The organism is uncultured Campylobacter sp., from assembly GCF_963517995.1.
Classification (GTDB): Bacteria; Campylobacterota; Campylobacteria; order Campylobacterales; family Campylobacteraceae; genus Campylobacter_A.
On the sequence record NZ_CAUQHQ010000026.1, the window covers coordinates 1 to 21,462 of the forward strand.

The 21,462-nt window shown below is 44.9% G+C and carries 20 protein-coding genes and 2 pseudogenes; 3 read left to right on the forward strand and 19 right to left on the reverse strand.

Annotation, left to right across the window (positions count from 1 at the left end; translation table 11 throughout):
* Nucleotides 1-3,008: cytochrome c biogenesis protein CcsA (gene ccsA, locus RYL88_RS04330; RefSeq protein ID WP_314989251.1), on the reverse strand; the 3,008-nt coding region annotated here is incomplete at its 3' end.
* Nucleotides 3,009-3,072: 64 nt separating this feature from the next.
* Nucleotides 3,073-3,648 carry an alpha/beta hydrolase gene (locus RYL88_RS04335; protein WP_314989253.1) on the reverse strand — a complete coding sequence of 192 codons (576 nt, stop codon included), beginning with the start codon at nt 3,646-3,648 and terminating at the stop codon, nt 3,073-3,075.
* 300 nt (nt 3,649-3,948) lie between these two features.
* Between RYL88_RS04335 and phsA the strand changes: the two are divergent.
* The 3 genes and pseudogenes from phsA (at nt 3,949) to nrfD (ending at nt 7,781) form a co-directional block, all read left to right on the forward strand.
* Nucleotides 3,949-6,237: pseudogene (gene phsA, locus RYL88_RS04340) on the forward strand (thiosulfate reductase PhsA).
* A gap of 10 nt (nt 6,238-6,247) precedes the next feature.
* The gene (locus RYL88_RS04345; protein ID WP_122862760.1) at nt 6,248-6,817 is read left to right on the forward strand and encodes a 4Fe-4S dicluster domain-containing protein; all 570 of its coding nucleotides are present in this window, start codon (nt 6,248-6,250) and stop codon (nt 6,815-6,817) included.
* The gene (gene nrfD, locus RYL88_RS04350; protein ID WP_314989255.1) at nt 6,810-7,781 is read left to right on the forward strand and encodes an NrfD/PsrC family molybdoenzyme membrane anchor subunit; all 972 of its coding nucleotides are present in this window, start codon (nt 6,810-6,812) and stop codon (nt 7,779-7,781) included. The genes RYL88_RS04345 and nrfD overlap by 8 nt, the downstream gene beginning before the upstream one ends.
* Nucleotides 7,782-8,049: 268 nt before the next feature.
* Here nrfD and RYL88_RS04355 read toward each other — a convergent pair.
* The 17 genes and pseudogenes from RYL88_RS04355 to RYL88_RS04435 all read right to left on the reverse strand — a co-directional run.
* Nucleotides 8,050-8,769, reverse strand: a pseudogene (locus RYL88_RS04355) (DNA adenine methylase); the annotation flags it as partial.
* Nucleotides 8,770-8,833: 64 nt separating this feature from the next.
* Nucleotides 8,834-9,256, reverse strand: coding sequence for a DUF5675 family protein (locus tag RYL88_RS04360; protein WP_314989256.1), 423 nt, complete (start codon nt 9,254-9,256; stop codon nt 8,834-8,836).
* Nucleotides 9,253-9,414, reverse strand: coding sequence for an anaerobic ribonucleoside-triphosphate reductase (gene nrdD, locus RYL88_RS04365; RefSeq protein ID WP_314989257.1), 162 nt, complete (start codon nt 9,412-9,414; stop codon nt 9,253-9,255). Before nrdD ends, RYL88_RS04360 begins: the two co-directional genes overlap by 4 nt.
* Entirely contained in the window at nt 9,411-9,770 is a 360-nt protein-coding gene (locus tag RYL88_RS04370) for a hypothetical protein (RefSeq protein WP_314989258.1), read from the reverse strand. The genes nrdD and RYL88_RS04370 overlap by 4 nt, the downstream gene beginning before the upstream one ends.
* A 106-nt stretch (nt 9,771-9,876) precedes the next feature.
* Nucleotides 9,877-10,128: a hypothetical protein gene (locus RYL88_RS04375; RefSeq protein ID WP_314989259.1), complete on the reverse strand. Its 252-nt coding sequence runs from the start codon at nt 10,126-10,128 to the stop codon at nt 9,877-9,879.
* Nucleotides 10,125-10,535, reverse strand: coding sequence for a hypothetical protein (locus RYL88_RS04380; protein ID WP_314989261.1), 411 nt, complete (start codon nt 10,533-10,535; stop codon nt 10,125-10,127). The genes RYL88_RS04375 and RYL88_RS04380 overlap by 4 nt, the downstream gene beginning before the upstream one ends.
* Nucleotides 10,536-10,619: 84 nt before the next feature.
* Entirely contained in the window at nt 10,620-11,240 is a 621-nt protein-coding gene (locus RYL88_RS04385) for a hypothetical protein (protein ID WP_314989262.1), read from the reverse strand.
* Between the two features lie 3 nt (nt 11,241-11,243).
* Nucleotides 11,244-12,875: a hypothetical protein gene (locus RYL88_RS04390; RefSeq protein WP_314989264.1), complete on the reverse strand. Its 1,632-nt coding sequence runs from the start codon at nt 12,873-12,875 to the stop codon at nt 11,244-11,246.
* Between the two features lie 74 nt (nt 12,876-12,949).
* Entirely contained in the window at nt 12,950-13,828 is an 879-nt protein-coding gene (locus RYL88_RS04395) for a hypothetical protein (protein ID WP_314989266.1), read from the reverse strand.
* Nucleotides 13,825-18,615 carry a hypothetical protein gene (locus RYL88_RS04400; protein WP_314989268.1) on the reverse strand — a complete coding sequence of 1,597 codons (4,791 nt, stop codon included), beginning with the start codon at nt 18,613-18,615 and terminating at the stop codon, nt 13,825-13,827. The genes RYL88_RS04395 and RYL88_RS04400 overlap by 4 nt, the downstream gene beginning before the upstream one ends.
* Before the next feature lie 156 nt (nt 18,616-18,771).
* The gene (locus RYL88_RS04405) at nt 18,772-18,984 is read right to left on the reverse strand and encodes a hypothetical protein (protein WP_314989270.1); all 213 of its coding nucleotides are present in this window, start codon (nt 18,982-18,984) and stop codon (nt 18,772-18,774) included.
* Nucleotides 18,985-19,013: 29 nt separating this feature from the next.
* Nucleotides 19,014-19,478 (reverse strand): hypothetical protein, encoded by a 465-nt coding sequence (locus RYL88_RS04410; RefSeq protein WP_314989272.1) that lies wholly within the window; start codon nt 19,476-19,478, stop codon nt 19,014-19,016.
* A gap of 94 nt (nt 19,479-19,572) precedes the next feature.
* Nucleotides 19,573-20,241 carry a hypothetical protein gene (locus RYL88_RS04415; protein ID WP_314989274.1) on the reverse strand — a complete coding sequence of 223 codons (669 nt, stop codon included), beginning with the start codon at nt 20,239-20,241 and terminating at the stop codon, nt 19,573-19,575.
* A 119-nt stretch (nt 20,242-20,360) separates the two neighbouring features.
* Entirely contained in the window at nt 20,361-20,717 is a 357-nt protein-coding gene (locus RYL88_RS04420) for a hypothetical protein (RefSeq protein ID WP_314989275.1), read from the reverse strand.
* Nucleotides 20,714-21,025 carry a hypothetical protein gene (locus tag RYL88_RS04425; RefSeq protein ID WP_314989276.1) on the reverse strand — a complete coding sequence of 104 codons (312 nt, stop codon included), beginning with the start codon at nt 21,023-21,025 and terminating at the stop codon, nt 20,714-20,716. Before RYL88_RS04425 ends, RYL88_RS04420 begins: the two co-directional genes overlap by 4 nt.
* Nucleotides 20,997-21,167 (reverse strand): hypothetical protein, encoded by a 171-nt coding sequence (locus RYL88_RS04430; RefSeq protein ID WP_314989277.1) that lies wholly within the window; start codon nt 21,165-21,167, stop codon nt 20,997-20,999. Before RYL88_RS04430 ends, RYL88_RS04425 begins: the two co-directional genes overlap by 29 nt.
* 9 nt (nt 21,168-21,176) lie before the next feature.
* A partial coding sequence (locus tag RYL88_RS04435) for a Mu-like prophage major head subunit gpT family protein (protein WP_314989278.1) occupies nt 21,177-21,462 on the reverse strand: 286 nt, incomplete at its 5' end.

The window sequence follows — 21,462 nt, forward strand, 5'->3', positions numbered from 1 at the left end:
CCTATCCATACGAAAGGCGGCACCGGAACAGGCTCGCCTGCAGCGTAGGAGTGCATACCACTGAGATAAAAATTTACGCCAAAATACGTCATTATAATCGACCAATAAGCAAACATAGAAGCGACGGCAAAGACGTATTGGCTATTTAGCTTAGGGATAAATCTAATGTGCAAAACTGCCGCGTATATCAGGATAGAAACTAACGCCCAGGTCTCTTTACTATCCCAGCCCCAGTAGCGACCCCAGCTCTCGTTCGCCCACACGCCGCCTAGGAAATTTCCCATCGTAAGCAGGCTAAGGCCCAGTATCATCGCCATCTCGTTTATGCGAGTAGCCTCAAGGATGTTTCGCGAAATTTCTTTATTTTCTTTATCGGCTTGTAGAATAAAAAGCACGAGCGTAAACATACCAAGCAACGAACAAAGTCCTAAAAATCCGTAGCTAGCAGTGATAACCGACACGTGGATGGTTAGCCAGTAGCTCTGAAGCACGGGCGCTAGAGTAGTGATTTGCGGATCCATCCAGCTAAGGTGCGCTACAAATAGCGTAACGCCCGATAAAATCGACGTTAGCGCCATGGCTACCGGGCTTTGGCGAGAAAAAACTATACCGGATAAACTCAAAGCCCAAGCGATGTAAATCATCGATTCGTAAGAGTTGCTCCAAGGAGCGTGCTCGGCGACGTACCAGCGCACGCCGATGCCGAAAGTATGTAGTAAAAAGGCTAGAATATTTATGCCGTAGACGATTTTAAATAGCCCCTTAATATTTAGTTTAGGGCGCGCCATTTTGACGAAAATGAAGCACAAAAGCCCAAATCCGGCCAAAAGATATATGAGCGTGAGCGATTCGAAAATTTTATACTCGTTAAAAAATAGCTCCATTTCGACGCGTTTTTGGCTTGGGATGACGGATTTGCCGTGTTCTTGTTGATAGGTTTTTATCTCGGCTAGAGCTTGGTTTGCCTTGCGCCAGTCGTTATTTTCGGTAGCGTTGGCGACGCCGGTAAAATAATCTTTTAGCATCCTGACGATTTGTTCGCCCTCGTTTTTAGGCAGATACATCATCGCAGAAGCTATGCCGTACCAGGTATTATTTGGGTCGTCTATCTTTGGAAATACGGCGAAAATTTCACCCCAAAATACCATATGAAGGATGTTTAGTCGCTCGTCTATTTTTTGTACATCTTTATCAAACGTGCCTCGCTCGCCCGGCATTTTACGGTTTGCGGCTTCGGCGAATTTGGAGAGTTTGTAGGCGATTTTACCGTCTTTGTCGCTTTCAAAAAAGTCGTTGTAGCTTGCAAATTTGTCCTTTTCGTCTATGCCGATTAGCTTTTTTATCTCTTTATTGTTTACGTAGATTATAGGTTTGTCGCGCCAGTAAAAACCGTTCGTCATCATCGAAAGCACGGCCTGATCGGCGTTTAGCCCTTCAAGCGTATCGCTACGGTGGATTTTGTTTAAGATATCCCTTGCGACCGTATCAAAAGGCTTCATCCTACCGTCGCCGCTTTGAACTATTAGCGTAGAAAGCTCTTTGGCGTGACTTGCGTCGATATTTAAAGCCTCATCCATAGCATAAATTTTAGTCGGCGAAAACGCTGCCGAGCTCGTTACTAAAAGGATTGCGGCGAGCTTTTTGACGGCGTCTTCGTTTATCATTTTGGCTAGTTTTCTAAAGCGCGAGCGAGGATTTATTACGTTTAAAAATAGCCCTAGTCCCAATAAAAAGTAGCCGACGTAGGTCGGGATTTTGCCCGGGTCGCGGTTTACCGATAGTACGGTGCCAAGCTCGTCCATATCGTAGCTGCTTTGAAAAAATCTATATCCGTCGTGGTCTAGTACGTGGTTCATGTAAATTTTATAAGGAAAATCGCCGGTGCGCGAATCCTCGACGATAACGTCGCTAGAGTAGCTCATCGGCGAATTTGAGCCCGGATAGCGCTTAAGCTCGAAGTCGTTTAACTTTATAGAAAAAGGAAGTTCGATCATTTTAGCGCCCCAGTAAACGTTAAAAAGCACACCGTTTATTTTCGCTTTTGCCGGCGCGTAGCTGTTTTCGTATAGGGTTAGTTGCTCGGTTTGCCCGTCGTAGGTTAAATTTGCCACGAGCGCGTCGAAATCTCCGTTTTTGCTAACGATACGCTGTGCGGCCTTAGTTAGCAGGGATTTTGGGACGAAATTTACGTCCGCTACCGTATAAAGCCTCATCGGCAAAAACTCAGTCTCTTTATCCTTGGCATACTCGCCTTTTTCATTCGTCGCCATCGTGAAGTAGCCGATATTTTGGTTTGAAGTTAGATAAAATTTGCCCTCTTTTAGCTCGATTTTGACGAAATTTTCAAGTAGCGGCTGCGCGTCGAATGCAAAGCTAACGCCGCTTATTTCGCGAGTCTCGCCTGCTTGTAGGCTGATTTCTTCTTTTGAGTCGGAGGTCGAGACGCTTAGCCTAATCAGCGGCTTACCCTTGTCTGCTTCGTAGTACTCGGTCTCGGCATTTTTGTAGTAGCCTTCAAAACTTAAATTCGCCTTCTTGTCCTCGATTTTAAGCGGTAAATTAAAGCCGTTTAAGCCAAAAGAAGTGATGTATTTTTGGATAGAATCCGAGTAAATTTTACCGTCTTTTTCGGCTGCGATTTCTATTCTCGAAGCCGATCCGAAAACGGCGTTTGAGGCTTCGTTTTCTCTTATGCGCATCGTGCCTTCAAAGCCCATATATCGCGTCATAGCAGCGCCTAAAAGCATAAATAAAAAGCTGACGTGAAATATCAAAACGGGTAGTTTCTCGTTTCTAAAAAGGTCGTATCTAAAAAGATTGTAAGCTAAATTTATGCCCAAAAGCACCTGCACTAGAGCAAACCAGTGCGCGCCGTAAACCGCAGCCCACGCGCTTTTGGTATCGTAGTAGCTTTCTATTATCGTCGCCGCGCCGCTAGCGACCGCAAAGATTATCAGTAAAACAATCGCCGAGGTCATACTAAAAAATATGGACTTTAATTCTCTCAAAATTTATCCTTAAAAATGCAAAATCAAACAAAGTGTGCATTATAGTAACATTTTTTAAATAATTTTACTTTTGATCGCCCGTTTTCGGTAAAGACGCATCCCTAAATAAATTTAGCATAAACTCAAATTCGCTAAAGCCGTCCGCACCCAAAAAGTGCCCGCCATTTTCAAAGATATCCGGCTTTACGCCTAAATTTCGCGCGACCTTTAGGCTAAGCTCGCAAGGCACGATATAGTCGTCTTTTGCGGCTATTACTTTTATAAATTTCGCTGCCGATTTTATCTTTTCGTAGTCGATTTGCGGCTCGCAAAATTCATTTAATATAGCAAATTCCTCAATCGGCTCGTCAAACGGCGATATGAGAACTAGACCGCCAAATTTTGGCAAATTTGCAAAACCGCTGAGGAAATTTAGGCTAGTTATCGTGCCCAGACTGTGAGCGATGATGAATGAATTTTCGCCTAAATTTACGTTTTGCTTCATCGTTTCTAGCCACTCGTTTAGCTTTGGCGTTTGCGGGTCTGGCATCTTTAAAATTTCCACCTCGGCAAGTCCGCGCATTTTATCTTTAAACCAAGAAAACCAGTGGCTTTGCGGCGAAGCGTCGTAGCCGTGAATGATGTAAATTTGCTTTTTCATTAATTTTGCCTTTTTAAAAAAATACGCGAATTATATACAAATAAAATTAAAATAATTTTTTGGCGAAAATCGCAAGAATTATTTTTAAATTATAAATTTAAGCAAATTATGGCTTAAATATCATCATCCGTTAAAATTTGATATTTGTAAATTTGGCAAATTTGAAGTTAAATTTAAATTATTTCCCTAAAAAACGGATACTTGTTATCAATCAAAATTTATATTGATATAAAAATTTTACGTATAATTTACATTGATTATTTAAGATTTCATCAAATTTATTTCAAAAAGGGAGAAAAAATGGATACTTCGAGGCGAAATTTCTTAAAAGCGTCCACCGCCACGGGCTTGCTTGCGATGACGTATGCGCCGGGCACCCTGGGCGCAGTCGGAGCCAAGGCGCTAGAAGGCGGCGACAGAAGCGTATTTAGCTTTTGCGAGATGTGCTCTTCTCGCTGTCCTATCGAGGCTAAGGTCGTAGACGGCAAAACCGTCTTCATCCAAGGCAACGGCAAGGTGGGCGGTACGGCGACCTCCGTATGCGCTAGAGGCGGCAGCGGGCATAACCAGCTCTACGATCCGCAGCGTCTTGTTAAGCCCCTCATCAGAGTAGGCGAGCGCGGCGAAAACAAATGGCGCGAGGCAAGCTGGGATGAGGCGCTTGATCTTGTGGCTAAGAAAATGCTAGAAATCAAGGAAAAATACGGTCCCGAGAGCTTCGTATTTACGGCAAAATCAAGCCAAACGCACAAGCTAATGACGACCTTTGCCAGCGCATACGGCTCGCCTAATTGCTTCTCGCACCTATCCTGTTGTCCCGTGACGTATCAGATGGTTTGTACGCATATGTACGGCGACGCGAAGCTAAAAAGAGACTTTGGTAATGCAAAATATATCGTAAATTTCGGTCACAATCTTTTTGAGGGTATCGTCATCGCCGACGCTAAAAAACTGGCTAAGATGGCCGCTAAAGAAGATACGAAGCTGTTAGTTTTAGATCCGCGCTTTAGCGTCGTGGCCTCAAAAGCCGACGAGTGGCTACCCGTAAAACCGGGAACCGATCTGGCCTTTGTTTTGGCGCTCATTCATACTTGGATAAAAAACGACGCGTACGATAAAGAATTTATAGAGAAATTTACGATTGGATTTGATAAAGTCGTAGAAGCGACCAAAGACACAACTCCGCAGTGGCAAGAAAAAATCACGGGAATACCTGCAAAAACGGTTGAGCGCATCGCTGGCGAAATCTAGAAAGCCGCACCTAAAGTCATCATCGACTTCGGCCACAACACGACTACTACTAGAGCCGAATATATCCGCACTAGAGCCATAATGACCGCAAACGCGATGATGGGCAACTGGGAGAAAAAGGGCGGAATTTTCGGCGGCAAAAAGGCTAAGCTATATAATACTTTAGCAGGCGAGGAGCTAATCCCCGAGATAACAAACCCGGACGCTGCGATAAAAGTACCAAAAACTCCTAGGATAGACGGCGCCGGCGAGGACGGGGTAAATAAATTCGTCGGCAGGAGTCACGGCGTTTTGATGCAAATTCCGCAAGCTATACTAGGCGAAAAGCCTTATCCCGTAAAAGGCTGGTTTAGCATAAGATTTAATCACCCCATAAACGTCGCAGGTACGCAAACTACGATAGAAAGCCTAAAAAAGCTTGATTTTATCGTGTGCTCGGATATTTATATGAGCGATTTTGCGATATGGGCGGACGTGATACTGCCTGAGAGCACCTATCTGGAGCGCGACGAAGGCATCGAGGATAAATCAGGACTAAAACCCGCGTATATGATAAGAAATAAGGTCGTAGATCCCGTCGGCGATACTAAAAACGGCTACGATATCTTTAGGGAGTTAGCCCGCAGGATGAAAATAGACGAGCTATATACTTCAAATACGATGGACGAGTGGCGAATGCGACAAGTAAAGGGAAACGCCGAGCTTTTAGCAAAGCTGGTTAAAGACGGCTACGTCACGTGGAAGGTGCCGGGGATTTTGTTTAGAGAAAAAGATAGCGTAAAAGAATTTACCAAAAAATTTCCTAGCGCGGCGCAGTTTGTGGGCGAAGACGGGCTGATGGAGTCGCAGGTCAAATTTAAAACCGATAGCGGCAAAATAGAACTTTTTAGCGAAAAAGTCGAAAAGCAGTTTCCCGGATACGGCTGTCTAAATTTTGAGGGCATGGACGTATTTTTCGGCGAGGAGCTTTGCCTAATGAGCGGCAAAACGCCGATACATACCAACGGCCACACGCAAAACGTCGAATTTTTAAACGACCTGATGAGTAGCGCGCCCGTCTGGATACATCCTAATACCGCGAAAAAATACGGGCTAAAAGACGGCGATAAAATAATCTTGCAAAGCAAAACCGCGAAGGAAAAGGCAAACGTGATGCTGACTGAAGGCATCAGAGAGGATACGCTTTTCGTCTATCACGGTTTCGGCCACGAAAGCGCCGGACTAAAACGCACGAACGGCGCGGGAACTAATCAAAGCAAGCTGCTAGATCCTACCGTGATCGGTCCCGTGGCTTCTACGATGGTGCGAAACGTCGGCGTCAAGATAATAAAAGCGTAAAGGAAAAAATATGAAAAAAGCGTATAGAATGATACATGACGAAAACCTCTGCATAGGCTGTCAGGCTTGCTCGGTGGCTTGCAGGAGCGAAAACGAAGTGCCTAGAGGCGTTTTTAGACTTCAAGTCCATTCGCAGATAAAGGGCAAATTTCCAAATTTAAAAACCGACTTTAGCAGACATAGCTGCGTGATGTGCGAGGACGCTCCGTGCGTGGCGGTTTGCCCTACGGGAGCTAGCTTTCAGACGGCAGAGGGCATAGTGCTGCTAGATCACTCTACCTGCGTATCTTGTAAATACTGTATCCTGGCCTGTCCTTACGACGCTCGCTACGTCGAGCCCAAAACCGGCGAGATAGGCAAATGTACGTTTTGTTTTGAAACTAGAGTTAGCGTAGGCGAGCAGCCTGCATGCGTGACCGTTTGTCCGACCGATGCTTTGGCATTTGGCGATATAAACGATCCAAACAGCGAAGTAAGTAAAATCTTAAATACCAAAGCTCACTACTATCCTAAAGCCGAGCTTAAAACCAAACCGAAGCTTGCTATGATAGCTAACCGCAAAGGAGGAAGCCATGAATAATATGTGGGGAAGCGTAGCTCAATATAATGAAATTTACTGGCCGTGGCCGATAGCGGTTTATCTATTTTTGGCGGGTTTGTCCGCAGGCGCGATGATGGTTGCGTTGCTTGTTAAGTGGAACTACCACAAAAAACAAGACGGCAGTATCTGGGACGCGATGGTGAAGGCGGGCGCTCTAGTGGCTCCTATAACGATTACCGTGGGCCTTGTGCTTTTGGTGCTTGACCTTGGCAAACCGCTTAGTTTTTACTGGATTTTGATTAAGTATAACTTCGGTTCGGTTATGTCTATCGGCGTTGCGCTACTGTTGCTTTATGCGCCGCTGGCTTATCTTTTTGCGGTGATTATTTTCGAAGAAGAGATAGAAAAGTATAAAATTCTAGCGATTTTACGTCCTATTTCTAGACTGATTCGCTCCTTTGCGCCGCTTTCAAAGATAGTCGAGATGGCGCTTTTTTGCCTTGCGATCGGCGTAGGTATATATACGGGCTTTTTGCTTAGCGCGATTACGAAGCTTCCGCTTTGGAACACGCCGATTCTACCGATCTTGTTCCTTACCTCAGGCTTTAGCTCGGGCGTAGCGACAAACATCTTGGTCGGGCTTTTGTGCTTCAAACACCTTCTTAACGAAGACAACGTGAAGTATCTTTTAGTCTTGGACTTAAGAGCCGTGCTTTTTGAGATACCTCTCATCGCGGTTTTATTTTTGGGACTATATTTCGAGGGCGGAGCGAGCGCGGTTGCCGCAAAACAAGCTCTAAGCACGGGACAATACGCGTTAATATTTTGGATAGGCGTCGTCGGTATCGGACTTTTGACCCCTATTACCATAGCGCTAACGGCTCTAAAAAATCACGCTTATAGAGTGGGCTACATCATAGCAAACTCTCTTGTAGTTATCTGCGGCGTCGTGATGCTAAGATACTATATAGTTTATGCCGGTCAAGTTTTCACGGGCGCGTGAAATTTAGGCTAAACTAGACGCATTAGGCTCGGCAAACTCGCCGAGCCTTTTTAAATTCAGACGATCCAAAATCATTTTTAGCTATCATCTCCCTTAAAATATTGCGATAAAATTCGGAGAATTTTGTAAAACCGCTTTTCAAATCAAAGCGAATTTACGCTTAAAATCAAAGTGAGCTAAAAACCGCGTTTTTTCACTTTGATTTCTAACGTAAATTTATGCGCCTCAATAGGCTTTTTAAAAATCTATTAAAAGCCCTTTAAAGCCTTTAAAAATTCATAACTATAACTTCCGCGCTTACCTTATCTCTTGCCGCTCCGTTTAGGCTGTAGTTTATTTGGGCTTCCTCAAATCTAAATCCCGCATAGAACTCTCGCACTATCTCGCAGTCGTTGTAGCTAAGAATGAATTTGCCTTTGATGTTTCGTAAGATGGCGGCTAAATTTTGATGATCGTTCATACTAAAGCCTTTTGGGGTCTTATAGTAGCTCTCGGTGCCGACATAGGGCGGATCTATGTAAAACAAAGCATCCTTGTCGTCGTACTCTTTTATGAGCTTTTCATAGCTCATATTTTCGATAGAGGCGCGCTTTAGGCGTTTGGAATATACCGTAAAATCCCTATAGATATTTCCGAAGTTCCTACGTTTACTCATAGCATAATTTGCGCCCTTCGCCCCAAAGCTCATGTTAATAAGATAATAGTAAAACGCCGCGGCTTCTATCTTGTTTCTAGGCTTTAGCTTGCCGTCTTTGATGCCGTAAAATATCTCACGGCTTTTTAGCATAGAGTTTAGATAAAAAGATAAGCTTTGCGGCCTTATTTGGATGATGCGGTGTAGATTAATAAGATCGCCATTTATATCGTTTACGACTTCGATCTTAGACGGCGCTTTTTGATAAAACACAGACAAGGCGCCGCCAAAGACTTCGATATATTTGGCGTGCGGCGGCATAAGAGAGGCGATCTTTGCGGCAAGCTTTGATTTACCGCCTACCCATGCAAACGGAGCTTTTAATTTCTGGGGGGGGTAAGACCCGAGTTATTTCTTTTCATCGTTGCTCCTTTATTTCGTTTATAATCTCTACCTCTAAATCCTTGTTCTGAATGAATTTCAGCAATGCCTCTAGCGTTGCTTTGCTCTCAAACACTCCCTCGTTGTTCGCCCATTTCCCGACAAGGATGCAGCCCTCGGTATGCTTTGGATAGTTGCCCGCATGTATCTCTATGTAGCGATCTTTCGGTACTTGCTCGTTATATAGCACCGGCACCACGCGGTTAAATTTTGGCGACTTGTGCCAAGCCACCTGATAAAGTCCCGCAGGTATGCGCCTATCCTTGCCTCGCTCGGTGGTATCGGGTCCGGCTGACTCTAGCGTATAGCCCGTCATCAGCACGGTATTTACGCCTACTAGCTCAAATTTGCCCAGCGTGCCGTCATATATGTTCTTGTATCGTCTTATGATTAGTTTCATTTTTTTGTCCTTTCTTTAAATTTGACGCGCTCTTTGTGCTCGCCTTTTTTACCGAGGTTAAAGCTCTCTACCGGGCGATGATAGCCCATTACTCTCGTATAAACGATGCAGCGCGTGCGCTTTGTTTGCATACTCTCCAGTATCTCGTCGTCCCTCATTTTAGCTCCTCTTCGTATTCGCTTTCGCTCTTCGTATAGCTACCGCTATCTGTGCCTAGGCTTTCTATCTTTTTGTTGGCGGCTTTGTCGATTTTTCTACGCACCCAACCTCCGCCCATAAATGCTACAATGCCCCCGACGCCTAGGGAAAATTCAATATCGTGTATAAAAAATTTCACGATTGAAAACGTTGCACCGCAAAGAAACGCCGCGGTAAGAGTGGCAGCAAGAAACGCCCATCTTGTGCGATGTTTTCTTGGTTTTCCGTCGTCGTCGAGCAACCCCAAGGCCCCGCCGATGAGCCCTACTAGCAATACCCAAAGCAGGTACCAGTATTCTTTGTCTATGAAGCTCATCTTATCACCGCCCCGAAAATCAAGGCGAGCAGGACCGATAGAACTATCTCGAGTATCCTTTTTTTGCTAAGCCTAAACCCCATAATCTTTCTGATAACCAGTTCACTCATGGCTTATCCCCCATGCACAGCAAAAGCAGTCTTTCGACCTCTTCGTGATATGCCGCTACGGCTCCGGCGGTCGATGGATCGCTCTCGTCAAAGCTCGGCTTTGGCGGTAGCTCTACGTTGCAGCGCACGGGCTTTGCCACGTCTTGGTACTGGGTGCGGGCGATGATCTGAGGCTCCGCACCAGCGCAACCGCAAAGCATGATCGCCGCGGCGCAGACGGCCGCAAATTTGACTACTTTGTTTTTCATTTTCCTAGCCCCCTAAATAGCCTTTCGTAATAGGCTAAGTTTTCCTCGCAGCTGCTATCCCTCGGCGGAGGCTCCATCTTCTCGTATTTGGCTTGTATCTCTTTTCTTAGCCCCGCCTGGCCTTGGCGAATCTTTTTCATATCTAGAGCTATACTCTCGATGGCCTCGTTTTGAGCGGAGATCTTGGAGTTGCACTCGCCCAAATTTGCCGCCGATACTTGCAAAGCCGCCTCTTTGAGCGCTAGCTTGGTCTGCTCTTTTTCCAGCTTATCTTTGGCGTCTTGTGTCTCGGCTTTTGCGCTCGACAATGCGCCGTTTAATCGCCAGATTTCAATCCCTGCGCCGCCGAGAGCTATCACGATCACGACGCCGATGCTAAGCAAAAATTTAACGTTTAAAAACCACATTTCACGCTCCTTTTAATAGTTTTGCGGTGACGGCCAAGATAATGATAGCCGTCGCGATCAGTACGAATTTCTTTGTCGAGGGTTTCATTCTTTGACCTTTCTCATCGGGTGAAACGCCCAAACGGTTTTAAGTACTTTTTTATCGCCGTTTTCGGTGTATTCGTGCCAATTTTCAGGATTTGCGCCGGCTATGTCCATCAGTTTCCAGCCGACGTAAATGCGGATATAAAATCGTTTGCACCAGCGGATCGTGCGGTAGTAGCCAAAACGCTCCCTGCCGTCTTTGAGACGACACTCCACCTTGCACCACGAGCTTACCGCGCCGCCGTTTGACGTGACGGATGGATCTCCGCTAGTTTTGATAGAGGCGGGGTCTATTTGGCTTGTTTTGACGCCTAGATATTTCACGCAAAAATAGCCGATGCGGTTTCTTAAAAGCCAGCAAAGGCGGGCGAAATAAGTGCGGTTCTTAGGCGGAGGGAAGTGATCCCGTCTCCATCCGCCATCGCCGTTTATGGCAGCGCTTTGTCCGTCGTAGTAGTCGCCCGCATCCTCAAACCAGCGAAAACATCGCGGCAGATGATCGTCGCTCTCTTTTGCAAAAAGCAGCGCGATCGGCACGACGAAAAAGGCCAAAATCTCAAGCGGTATCTCTACTGCTACGTTCTTTGCTACTTGGAGCCATTGTTTTGGAGTCGGTTTCATCGGCTACTCCTCGTTACTAAAAATTTCATACGGCAATATAGCCTCATAAAAAGTCCGCGGCTTGCCGTTGGCAGGCAATCGCGGCACGTACGCTATCCGTACGCCTCGCTCGGTTTCTTCTGCGCATAGTACGCCCACTGGGAGCCTTACGATTTTGCCTTTTCCGGTAATATCGTACATGCGCGTATAGGTTTGGTCTGCGCCGATATAAACATTGATTAAAAATCTAGTTCTCTGGGCTAGAAATAGTTTTTCATTGCTTTGCGGCATTATTGGTATAGGTAGTCGCTCTTTGTTTTTGTATAGAGCATAGCCACGTACGCTGCCATCCTCAAATGTCTCTAGATAGTATAGATCATCGTCTTTCTTATAATACTTGGTCCCTTTGTCATAGTAGTGAGAGCTGATGGTAGCGAGACTAATATACGAATCATGATAAGGAACCTGAGATATGTCTATAGGTCTTTTTGAAGCATTGTCGCCCTCGACTACGATTTTGTAGGCTTTAACCGTTTTTGCCGAATCATTCATTTCGATTAAGTAGTCCTGCATTATTACTACCGTACTATACGAGTAGTCAAGGGTTATGTAATTACCTGCGTTTGTTCCTTTGATTTTCAGCCCGGACGAGTGCCTTGTGACGGCGAATTTTGGATCTATAAAATGCATTCTTTGCATTTGATCAAGACTGCCGCCCTGCATACTGCTATTTGCTTCGACCCACTCCTCGGTTTTTGTGTTGTATACATAAAATCTTGAGTCTCTGCTAAAATAAAGCAGATCTCCGACTTTATACAAAAATAAAACTTCGGCGCCTGGGTATGGGGCGAGGTCTTGATGTCTTTTTAATATATTCTTGCGGTTTGGATTTTTTATTTCGTCCGATATGATGGTTCTGCCTGACCCCATTGCGCCTATATAAAAATATTTTCCGTTATCCACGTGCAAAACAAGATCGCCGCCGCCTTCCACAAAAGAGTAAACCGAACCGCTCATATCGTCTATTTTTACGGCTACGCCGTCTGCCGTAACGTCTTGCAAGAAATTAACCATAAAATCGAGCTTACTTTGTTTTTTAACGATTTTCGTCTTAAATTCGTTGAATTTCTCGATAGATAAATAGGCCGTATCGTGGTTGTGGTCTGTCTTTGAAAAATCGCTATCGATCTTTTTGCTCGAATACGTCGAAACCTCCGAAACCCTGCTATCATCTATCACGCCACCATTGCCACTGTTGATGAGGCTTTTTGCTTGCTCGATTTCATTTTCAATCTCGCTTTTTGCGCTCTTGACGGCTTCGCTCATTTGGGTTACCGCCGTTTCACTTTTCTTTGCATTGTTCGCACTCTTTGCAGCAGATTGCTTGCATTCTATGGCGTCATTTACGGCAGTGGCTAGGTTTTGAGCTGACAGGGCGGCTGCGTCTCTTGCTTGCCCCGCCTGCTCGGCACTGGCTGCGGCTGCTTGTTTTGAACTTTGGGCTGCATTTGCGTTGCCCTCAGCTTCTACTGCTAGCTCATTCGCCTCTGTCACGAATTTTGGCAAGCACGCTACAAATTCATCCGCTTTTGCATCGAAATTTTGCGGGTCACTCGTAGTTGGTGGTTCTTTGATCTTTGAAATTTGTTTCGCCATGTGTTATCCTTTTTAAATTTTAATATGTTGTTAAAGGGTGTTTAAACACCCACCTATTGCCCACAAACCTAAATTTAAACAATGCCTTCGACATTTAAATTTAGGCTGCTTTTCTCCTCTCCCGTGACTTTGAATGAATAGTCTTTTATGAAGCCAAAGAGTATGAGGCTTTTGATGCCTCGGTCTTTTTCATCCCCGATAAAGGTCGTGAGCTCCCCAAGGATACCCATGAGAACCTGATCTTTGCTATCGATTTGCTTGGTATCTACGACCACAGCAGTATTGAGATACTTTGCGGCTCTACCTTTGAGTATGGATATGTCGCCATATTCGTTCTTTTGCTTTTTGGAGTAGTCTATTGCTCCAAACTCGCATCCAAGCTCGGTGTGTCCGATGAATACCTTTTGACCGATGCTAAGATGCCCTAAATTTGCCCCAAATTTATTTGGCGTGAGTGTCACCTCAAATTCTCCAAAGAGCATAGGGACATTTACGATTGTGTCTTTTTTGAATTCTTTGCCATTTTCAAAGAAAAATTCCCACCAGCTCACGCTCGATTTTTTCAGAAGCTTGTCTTGATAGATTTGCTTGCCGTCTTTTTTGATCGTGAGCGTGTCTGCGTCTATGTTGAAAAACGACAAACAATTGATACGCTTTCTTTGGGTGTCAATCTTGAAGATTAGCGGCGAGCCGTCCTTTTTTGTGGTCTGCGTGTTTATGAAGCTATCGATCATCGCATTTTTATTTATTGCACCCACGTTCGTGAAATTCTTGATGTCCTTGTCTGGACTTTCTTGCATGCTTGAAATAGCCTTTGCAGCCTTATATTTTTGCTCGTTGTAGATTATGACTTCATCCTCAGCCACATTCATACCTTTGTTGTATTGCCTCTCTTTATCTGCTGGCGCGTTTGTCTGCGTCAGGCTAAAATTTACCTTACTAAGCACTGTCATGCGATTACCCTCACGAGCTGCGCTCCGTTGTCGCTTGACTCTCTTTGCCTCATATTTACCTCCCTTAAATTTCTCTCGATATTTGTTACGAGTTTTTCGATACGTTCGGTGATAGCTGCAAGTGCTCCTATCGCTCCGTCCATATCTACCTTCACGCCTCTGCCATCTTTTAGCGGTATCACGGCTTCATCATATCCAGCCTCTCCTATGAGGGCACGGGTTGGGCGTGTGACGATACCACCGTCTGCGAAGGCTTTGTAGCCTCTTTTCTTGCTCCATTCAAGCCAGTCCTCTTTTTTGCCTGAGCCCGTGATATTTCTTGCAGTTTGCTCGATTTGGGCTTTGAGCTGTTCTTTTGTGAGATTTTCAGCCCTTGCCTTGGCTACCCACGCGTCAAGCCCCGCTTGCTCTACGCTTCTACCTATGCTTGAAAGGTAGATACTGTTGATGTCTTTTTCTAGCTGATTTGTGAGCAATGCTCCGTTTGCTGTGGTGGCAGTAGTGGCGATGTTTGAGATAGAGCCTCCGCCATACGCTGGGGCTTGCTTGCCTGAAAGTATGGCGTCTTTGACTGCTTGCAGATATGCGGCTATTGGACTTCCTTCGCCAAGGAGTTTCCAAAGCGTGTTGATCTGATTTTGAGCGTCTATTTCTAGCTGTTTTCTTTGCTCGTTTAGGGCTGCGAGCTGGCTTTCATAGCTATTGTTGGCACTATTTAGAAGCTTATCAAGCCTTTTGATCTGCTCAGATATGTCTTGCAGCGACGCACCTTTTGCTACGTCCTCGACCTCATTTGCCATCTTTAGCATGCTGTGATGATAATCGGCGTAGGTTGCAGACGTATCTTTTAGGTATTGTTGCTGTTTTGTGATAGCAGAATTTAGCTCGTCGTATGCTTTAGAGTCATATTCGCCTTTTGCATACGCCGCACGTGCCCTTTGAAGGGCTAGCATATAGTTTATCTGAGCGGTAGTGTTGTCAATGACGCTTTCTCGGATCTTGGTTGCCATGCTGGCTAGCTTTTCGATCGCACTCTTTTGTAGGTTGAGATTTGCAAGTTGCTGTTTTTGGATTTCAAGCGTGCTTTGAGCTTTCTCAGCAAGCTTCAAGGCTTCGATCTGCTTCATCACTCCTTGCAAACCAGTGAGAGATTTTAGCCACACCTCATTACCGCCATTTGATGTCAAGAGATTTTTGTGTTCGGTGATCAAATTTAGGAATTCTTTTCGTAGCTCGGTGTTGCCTTGCGAAAGAAATTCCTGCATCTGCTGGTAGCTCATCCTGAAAAAATACTCCGCCCACACCTTCGGATCAGCGGTGCTGCCTAGCTTTGAGACCTCATTTAGTCGGTCTTTTCCTAGATCGCCAGCAAGACTGCCCGAAAGAACTCTAAATTTTGTATAGATGTTTTGCAAAGTAAGGATGGTCGTATCACTACCCACGGCTTGATAAAAGCTACTTTGGGTTTGAGCGATTTGCTGTGAAAAGCTGATAATAGCTTTGGTGTAGTCATCTTGGGCTTTTTTGGCTTGTTTGTAGGCTTCTGTAAGTGCCTGATAGCGATCCACGCTCTCTTTTGAAAAGTCGCTTTTAAGAGCCTCACGATATGCTTTTTCGATCTGTTTTGCCATGTCTTGACCGACGAAGTCAAAGTCGTTGCCAAGCGCACCTAAACCAGAATTTAACGTTTTAAGTGCATCTATGGCTTCGTCTTTGGCAAATTTCATCTTTTCAAGCTCGCTACTTAGACTTTCAAGTTTTAGAGCTTTGATGTTTGAATTTATCTTGCCGACATACTCCGCAAGTAGCTCATAGGTCTCTTTTTTGTCCTTTTTTGCCTGCTCCATCCAGTAGCGGTATGTTTTTTCAAGCTCCCCTTCGTTGCCTCCAAAGCTTAGAGCCTTATCAAATTTTCGCCCCATCACCCCAGCAATGAGCGCACCGCCAAAGCCCTCATCTATGAGGGTTCGCTTATTATACGTGCGCGCTGGTAGGGTGAAATCACCGCCAGTAAATTCCCTCAAAAGTGTAGAAGTGGTGCGCACATAGCTAGATAGCATTTTCACTGTTTCACTATCTATTGGCGATGTCTGATTTGATGTGCTCTTGCTAAACCAGCTTTTTTTAGTCTTTTCTTTCCAGTTATTGACGTCTTTGCTATCAAGCCCTTTCATCAAGCCAAGATTTAAATTTTCGCCTACCTGATAGCCCCAGTCAGTGATCTTGCTTTTTCCTATCATGCCGCCTATGGCAAGCACGACAGCAGCCGCTATCCAGCCCCATACTGGCACAGCTGAAAGCGATCCAGCAAGTGCAGCGTATCCACCCACAGCAGCTCCAGCTACCATGCCAGTTTGAGGAGCATAGGTGTTTGCTCCAAACATCTTATCTAGCCCACTTCCGATACCATATCCCACAGCCCCGCCAACAAGCGCACCACCAGTAGCAGCACCTGCGCTGTAATATGGACTGCCATAGCCACTGAGTGCCGCTTGTGCTGCACCGCGTCCAGCTGTGCCGCCAAGCATCGAGTTTGTGCCAAAGAGTGAATTCACGCCTCCACCCATGCCATTGAAAAACGCCCCTGAGCTTGTCCAACCGTTGTTCATCAGATAGCCGCCTATGCTTGAAAACGGCGAGCCAAAGCCTTTGGTAAAGGTGTCATAAGCTGTTTTGAGGTTTGAAATGGATGAGAGTAAATTTGTCGTACCTTTATCCAGAGCAGAAGCACCGCGCAAAATTTGCCCTGTGCTTGAAAGCTCCACATCAGTGCCGCCTACTTGACCTGAAAAGCCACCGCTATCATTTTTTTTCAGTCCAAGATCAGCGGCAAGCTGTGCTAAATTTGAGCCACCACCCAAAAATGAGCCAAAGCCACCAGCTAGCCCTTGTGCTAGCGTGCGTGCGTAAGGGCTGATGAGATCACGCATAAGGTTTGTGCCGATGTCTTTGAGAGCTTTTTTAAGCGACTTTGTCTTTCCAATGAAAAAGTCAAAGAAACCATCCTCGACAGTCTTTGACATCGTCGATACTGTATCAGCCCAGCTGTTTTTGATGTCAGAAAAAGCTGTTTTTGCCGTCTTTGTCAAAGGCTCGAAGTATTTTTTCTTTTGAATTTCGAGGTATTTTTTCGCGTCCTCTTCCGTGAGCTCTAATTTTTTGATTTCTTCTTTATATTTTTTGCTTTCGATCGCCCACGCTTTTTCGTATTCGCCGATAGCTTCGTAGTATTTTTTCTCAAGCTCTTCGCGCTCTTTAAGAAAGCTTGCATGCTCTTTTAGCACTTTATTTGCTTCCTCAGTTTCTAAGATGTCAAATAGCTTCGCCTTTGCTTTGGCAGCTGTTTTTTTATCAATGCCAACTTTTAGCCACTCTTTTTCCTTGTGCTCGATGTCATCAAGTTTTTTCTCATATTCGCTCATACCAAGGCGTGCGATTTCTCGCAAGGCGTTGTTGTATGAGCTCATATCCTTTGAGGCTTTTTTGGCAGCTTTGGCTACTGGCTCTATCTTTGGTGGCAAGCTTTGCAAAGACTCACCGACATCTTTTGTGGCAGCTTTAGTCTCTTTGGCAGCAGCCCTTGTATTTTCTTTGATCTCATTGAATAGATCTTTTGCGGCTTGCGCAGCTCTTTCTTGCGTATCTTCTACGGATTTATACGCCTCCATAATGCCACTTGAAATATTGGTCGCAAAATTTACGCGCCCAAATGTGGTCTCTCCATCCCAAAGCCAAGCTATGCTATTGTATGCTTCTTGTGCGTTTTTGATGACGGCGTTGATCTTGTTTTCGATGATGAGAGTGAGCGTATCGAAACCGCTTAAAATAGCTGTCGGGATAGCTAGGAGCACCTTTGCAGCTGTGACGCCAATATAGAGGATGCCAGAGCCAATGAGTTGAAACGACCTAAAAACATCCTCTCCAAATTCTATGATGTCATCTTTATGATCTTTTATAAGTTTGCCAAAGTCATTAAGGCCTTTGGTGACAGTTTCAAACATTGGCTTAGTTAGCTCACGCGCTATCTCAGTGATTTCGTTTTTAACCCCACCAAGGGCTACTTCGTAGCTATTTCCTGCTTCGCCGCTAAGCTCTTTAAATTTAGCGAGCTTTTCTATAAGATAGTCATACACCTGCCCGTTTTCATTTGCTTTTTTGAGTTCTTCGTTGGTAAGCCCAACTATTTTCATGAATGAGCCCATTTCGGAAGCGGCTATGACAGTGCCCGTAGCTAGGCTATCCATCATAGGGGTTAGATCGTTGATGTTTTTGCCCACGGCTTGCGCGGCAAGTGCGATACTATCCATCGCTTGCACCGCTTTTTCACGGCTACCTTGCCCGGCAGATGTAGCATAAAACATATTGAAAGCACCCGTGATCTCTTCAAGCGTAAATTTTGTTTTTGCGTTGGTTTCGTTTAGCTGATTTAGAATTTTTTCACTTTCAGCCATACCCAAATTCCATTTTTCATGAGCGTCTAAAACACGCCCCATAGAACTTACGTTTGAGGAGTTGGCGGCAATGAGACCAGTTAGCTGAATTTGGAGATTTTCAAAGCTTTTGTTTGCTTCAAAGCCGGTGCTTACGAGATCTTTGAACGCAGCCGTGAGAGCCGCAACCCCGCCTATTTTTAAGGCGAGCGCGGCAAATGAGTCTTTTAGTCCAGCAGTAGCGGTATCTGCTTTTTTGACATTTTTGGCCAGATCTTCGACGTCTGCTTTGGCGGCTTTTAGCTCTGTCGTTTCGCCGTTTATGGTGATGGTTATCTTTACGTCGTTGTCTGCCATTTTTTCGCTTTTCCTATTCTTACATATTGCCTCTTAGGTGTATTTTTTAGCCTTGACCCGCCCCGAAGTGAAATCGTGCGGGCTTGTTACTCAAACGCTGTTCGCGTTTTCCTTCACTGAGGGGCGAGGTTAAGGTGGTTTTTTAATAATTAAAATTTAATCTTGCTTGCTCATAATCGCCACATACCTTTTTGAAGTTTCAAGCATCCATAAAAAATCTATTTTGAAGCGTTTGCAAAAGGTGCGCAATACGAGTGTGTCGCACTCAAAGACTGCTCCGTTTAGTCCTTGTCTCACGACCAGAGCGATACCTAGCCCCCGCAATATGAGCGTCTCATAAAAATCAAGCCCAAATTCATCTGGGCTCATTTGAGATTGCACGCAAGCAAGGACGCGCTCTACTTTTTTGAGCGTTCCTTTTCGATCACTGCATCTATCGCGCGCATCACATCGATGTAGTTAAGCCCCTTTTCTTCGATTTCAGCCTTGAAAGCCTCCACGTCTTCACCGCTAAGCGTAAGATCAAATCTCTTCTTTGCAGTCTCATCGACATCGATCTTGAATTTATCTGCTTCCTTGATCTCTTTTTGCTTGGTTGAAATTTCATCTATGATGCCAAGCACATCTTGCAGGGCATTTGCCTTTGCCTTGCCTTCTAGGCATGAAGCGACCTCTTTTTTGATCTCTTTGGCTTCTTCGAGAAGCGCTATCTCGCGCTCTAGGTTTTTGATTGTCTCTACTGTGTCTTTTAGCCCGCCAAGCTCATCATTTAGAGCGCGAGCCTCGCTCTTTTTAAGTTCTCTGTATTCAAGCTTAAATTTAGCTTCATCGATGTTGATTTCAAATGGAAATTTGGTTTTCATTTTGTTTTATCCTTGTATTATTTTTATCAGTTGGCAGGTTATAACTACCATTACTCGTAGCCATCACAAACGTTGTTCGCGTTCGCTACAATGGCTACTCCTCATCCATAAACGTAAATAATTCTTCGTCCGCAGCGCGCAATATTTTGCCTTTGAGCGATAGTTTCGCAAAGTCACTGCCACTAACTGTCAGATCGCCCTCAAAGCTTAAATTTACAAGCGGGATCGTTAAAATTTGAGCTTTGCCGGTTGCAAGGTTTTTACCATCGACGATGATTTTTCCAAGAGAATTCGATAGCTTTTGTGGCACGATCTTCTTAAATTTCACCGGATATGTGCGCGGGGCACATTTATCGATTGTGAAGCTGCCCGCCGCCATGTTTTCGGTGGCGATGTATATTTTTGTGTCTTTTAGCACCGGGTCGCCGATCTTGATTTGCTCGGTGTCTGCCTTGATTGTTTTTCCAGTAAAGAATTTACCGCCTGCCGCGTATGTTTCGCTCTCTACCAAACCCTTGAAACATAGGGCTAGGTTTGGTATGCTAATGTCGCCGATCTCAGTGCTAAACGTGTATTCAGCTTTGGTTTCAAGCTCCATGACACTTTCGCCCAAACTCTCATCGTTTGAAAGCAGCTCTTTTTTCTCAACTGTGCGGTTTAGGCTCACACTTTGTTGATACCCAAGCACGGTCGCCTCTGTTTTTCCTTGCGGGACAAAGCTCACTGTTGCAGTGGCTAGTCTTGCTATTTTTTCTTGTGCCATTTTTGTTCTCCTTAAATTTTAGTTTTTGAGCCCAGTTTAAATTTATAGCAAGCTAATCGCACTTTGAAGGCAAATCGTACGGGCTGTTCTCTTTGCCTGAAAAGTGGCGATTAGCAGGGTCAATCGATAAACTCGGCTATTTTTATCTTAACGTTGAATTTCACGCAATACAGTGCATTTGTGACAAACGCTGCCTTTGCACCATATACGATGTATTCGCTATTGCTCGCCCCAAAACGAAATAGATCACGGCGCATCTCATCCACTCTTGGCAGTAGCGCGCTTTTGTCGGCATTGAGCGTATTGGCAGCGATGATGACGCCAAATATTGCATTGTCAGTTGATTCATTTACGCGCTCAAAGCCCTCAAACACGAGATACTCGCCGTTTTGTTCGAGAGCTTCGTAGCTTGGTAGCTCTTTGAGTGAAAATTTATCTTTGAGCTGCTTTGCTATTTGGCTGATTGAGTTTGTCACAGCACATCCTTTCGCATCTTGCTTTGATAAAATTTAGCTGAGTGTAGTTTGCCCTCATCATCCACAAAAGGCGAGCTTTTGATAAACTTTTGTGCTGCCTCAAAGATCATCTCATCTTCGGCATTTAGCTGCACTTTGAGATAAATTTTAAGTCTGATATATGCGAAGTCTTCCTTTGCAAAATACGGCACATCTCTACCTTTGCTTATCTCCTCAGCATCATTTACCGCGCGCTCTACCATTTCATCTGTGATCTCGCTTGGGTTTTGCAGGCTTTGCTTAGCCCTGCTGGTTAGTTTCGCTTTCATCTGCGCCTTCTTGCGTGTTTTCATCTGCGTTTTCAGTGTTTTTTGCTTCGGCTTCTTTATCTTTATTTTTATTGTCACTCTTTTTCTTTTTGCTTTCAAGTTCAAGCCCTTGGGCTTTTACAAAGCTTTCGTAGTTTCCCATTGCAGCTCCTTATTCTGTCGGTGCGTTTTTATACGCCATTTGCCATAGGCCGTATCCTGCGTTATCCTCAGTATCCACGCCGTATCTAAACTCTTTTCTCATAAACGCCGCTTCGTTATCGAGCTTGTCCTGAGCGACGAATTCGGCCTCTTTGTTTTTCTGAAGCACGATAGGCTTGACCGCCCTTGAAGTGTCTAGCAGATAACACGTTTTTTTCTTGGTTAGATCGTAGAACACGAGTATTTCAACCTCTTTATAGAGAGGATTGCTGGCGCCGTTTGCCTTTTTCTCGGCC

Excerpts from the sequence above, each read along its gene's own strand:
- RYL88_RS04335 (WP_314989253.1), bottom strand. The coding sequence starts at position 3,648 with ATGAAAAAGCAAATTTACATCATTCACGGCTACGACGCTTCGCCGCAA.
- RYL88_RS04345 (WP_122862760.1), top strand. The coding sequence starts at position 6,248 with ATGAAAAAAGCGTATAGAATGATACATGACGAAAACCTCTGCATAGGC.
- nrfD (WP_314989255.1), top strand. The coding sequence starts at position 6,810 with ATGAATAATATGTGGGGAAGCGTAGCTCAATATAATGAAATTTACTGG.
- RYL88_RS04360 (WP_314989256.1), bottom strand. The coding sequence starts at position 9,256 with ATGAAACTAATCATAAGACGATACAAGAACATATATGACGGCACGCTG.
- nrdD (WP_314989257.1), bottom strand. The coding sequence starts at position 9,414 with ATGAGGGACGACGAGATACTGGAGAGTATGCAAACAAAGCGCACGCGC.
- RYL88_RS04370 (WP_314989258.1), bottom strand. The coding sequence starts at position 9,770 with ATGAGCTTCATAGACAAAGAATACTGGTACCTGCTTTGGGTATTGCTA.
- RYL88_RS04375 (WP_314989259.1), bottom strand. The coding sequence starts at position 10,128 with ATGAAAAACAAAGTAGTCAAATTTGCGGCCGTCTGCGCCGCGGCGATC.
- RYL88_RS04380 (WP_314989261.1), bottom strand. The coding sequence starts at position 10,535 with ATGTGGTTTTTAAACGTTAAATTTTTGCTTAGCATCGGCGTCGTGATC.
- RYL88_RS04385 (WP_314989262.1), bottom strand. The coding sequence starts at position 11,240 with ATGAAACCGACTCCAAAACAATGGCTCCAAGTAGCAAAGAACGTAGCA.
- RYL88_RS04390 (WP_314989264.1), bottom strand. The coding sequence starts at position 12,875 with ATGGCGAAACAAATTTCAAAGATCAAAGAACCACCAACTACGAGTGAC.
- RYL88_RS04395 (WP_314989266.1), bottom strand. The coding sequence starts at position 13,828 with ATGACAGTGCTTAGTAAGGTAAATTTTAGCCTGACGCAGACAAACGCG.
- RYL88_RS04400 (WP_314989268.1), bottom strand. The coding sequence starts at position 18,615 with ATGGCAGACAACGACGTAAAGATAACCATCACCATAAACGGCGAAACG.
- RYL88_RS04405 (WP_314989270.1), bottom strand. The coding sequence starts at position 18,984 with ATGAGCCCAGATGAATTTGGGCTTGATTTTTATGAGACGCTCATATTG.
- RYL88_RS04410 (WP_314989272.1), bottom strand. The coding sequence starts at position 19,478 with ATGAAAACCAAATTTCCATTTGAAATCAACATCGATGAAGCTAAATTT.
- RYL88_RS04415 (WP_314989274.1), bottom strand. The coding sequence starts at position 20,241 with ATGGCACAAGAAAAAATAGCAAGACTAGCCACTGCAACAGTGAGCTTT.
- RYL88_RS04425 (WP_314989276.1), bottom strand. The coding sequence starts at position 21,025 with ATGAAAGCGAAACTAACCAGCAGGGCTAAGCAAAGCCTGCAAAACCCA.
- RYL88_RS04430 (WP_314989277.1), bottom strand. The coding sequence starts at position 21,167 with ATGGGAAACTACGAAAGCTTTGTAAAAGCCCAAGGGCTTGAACTTGAA.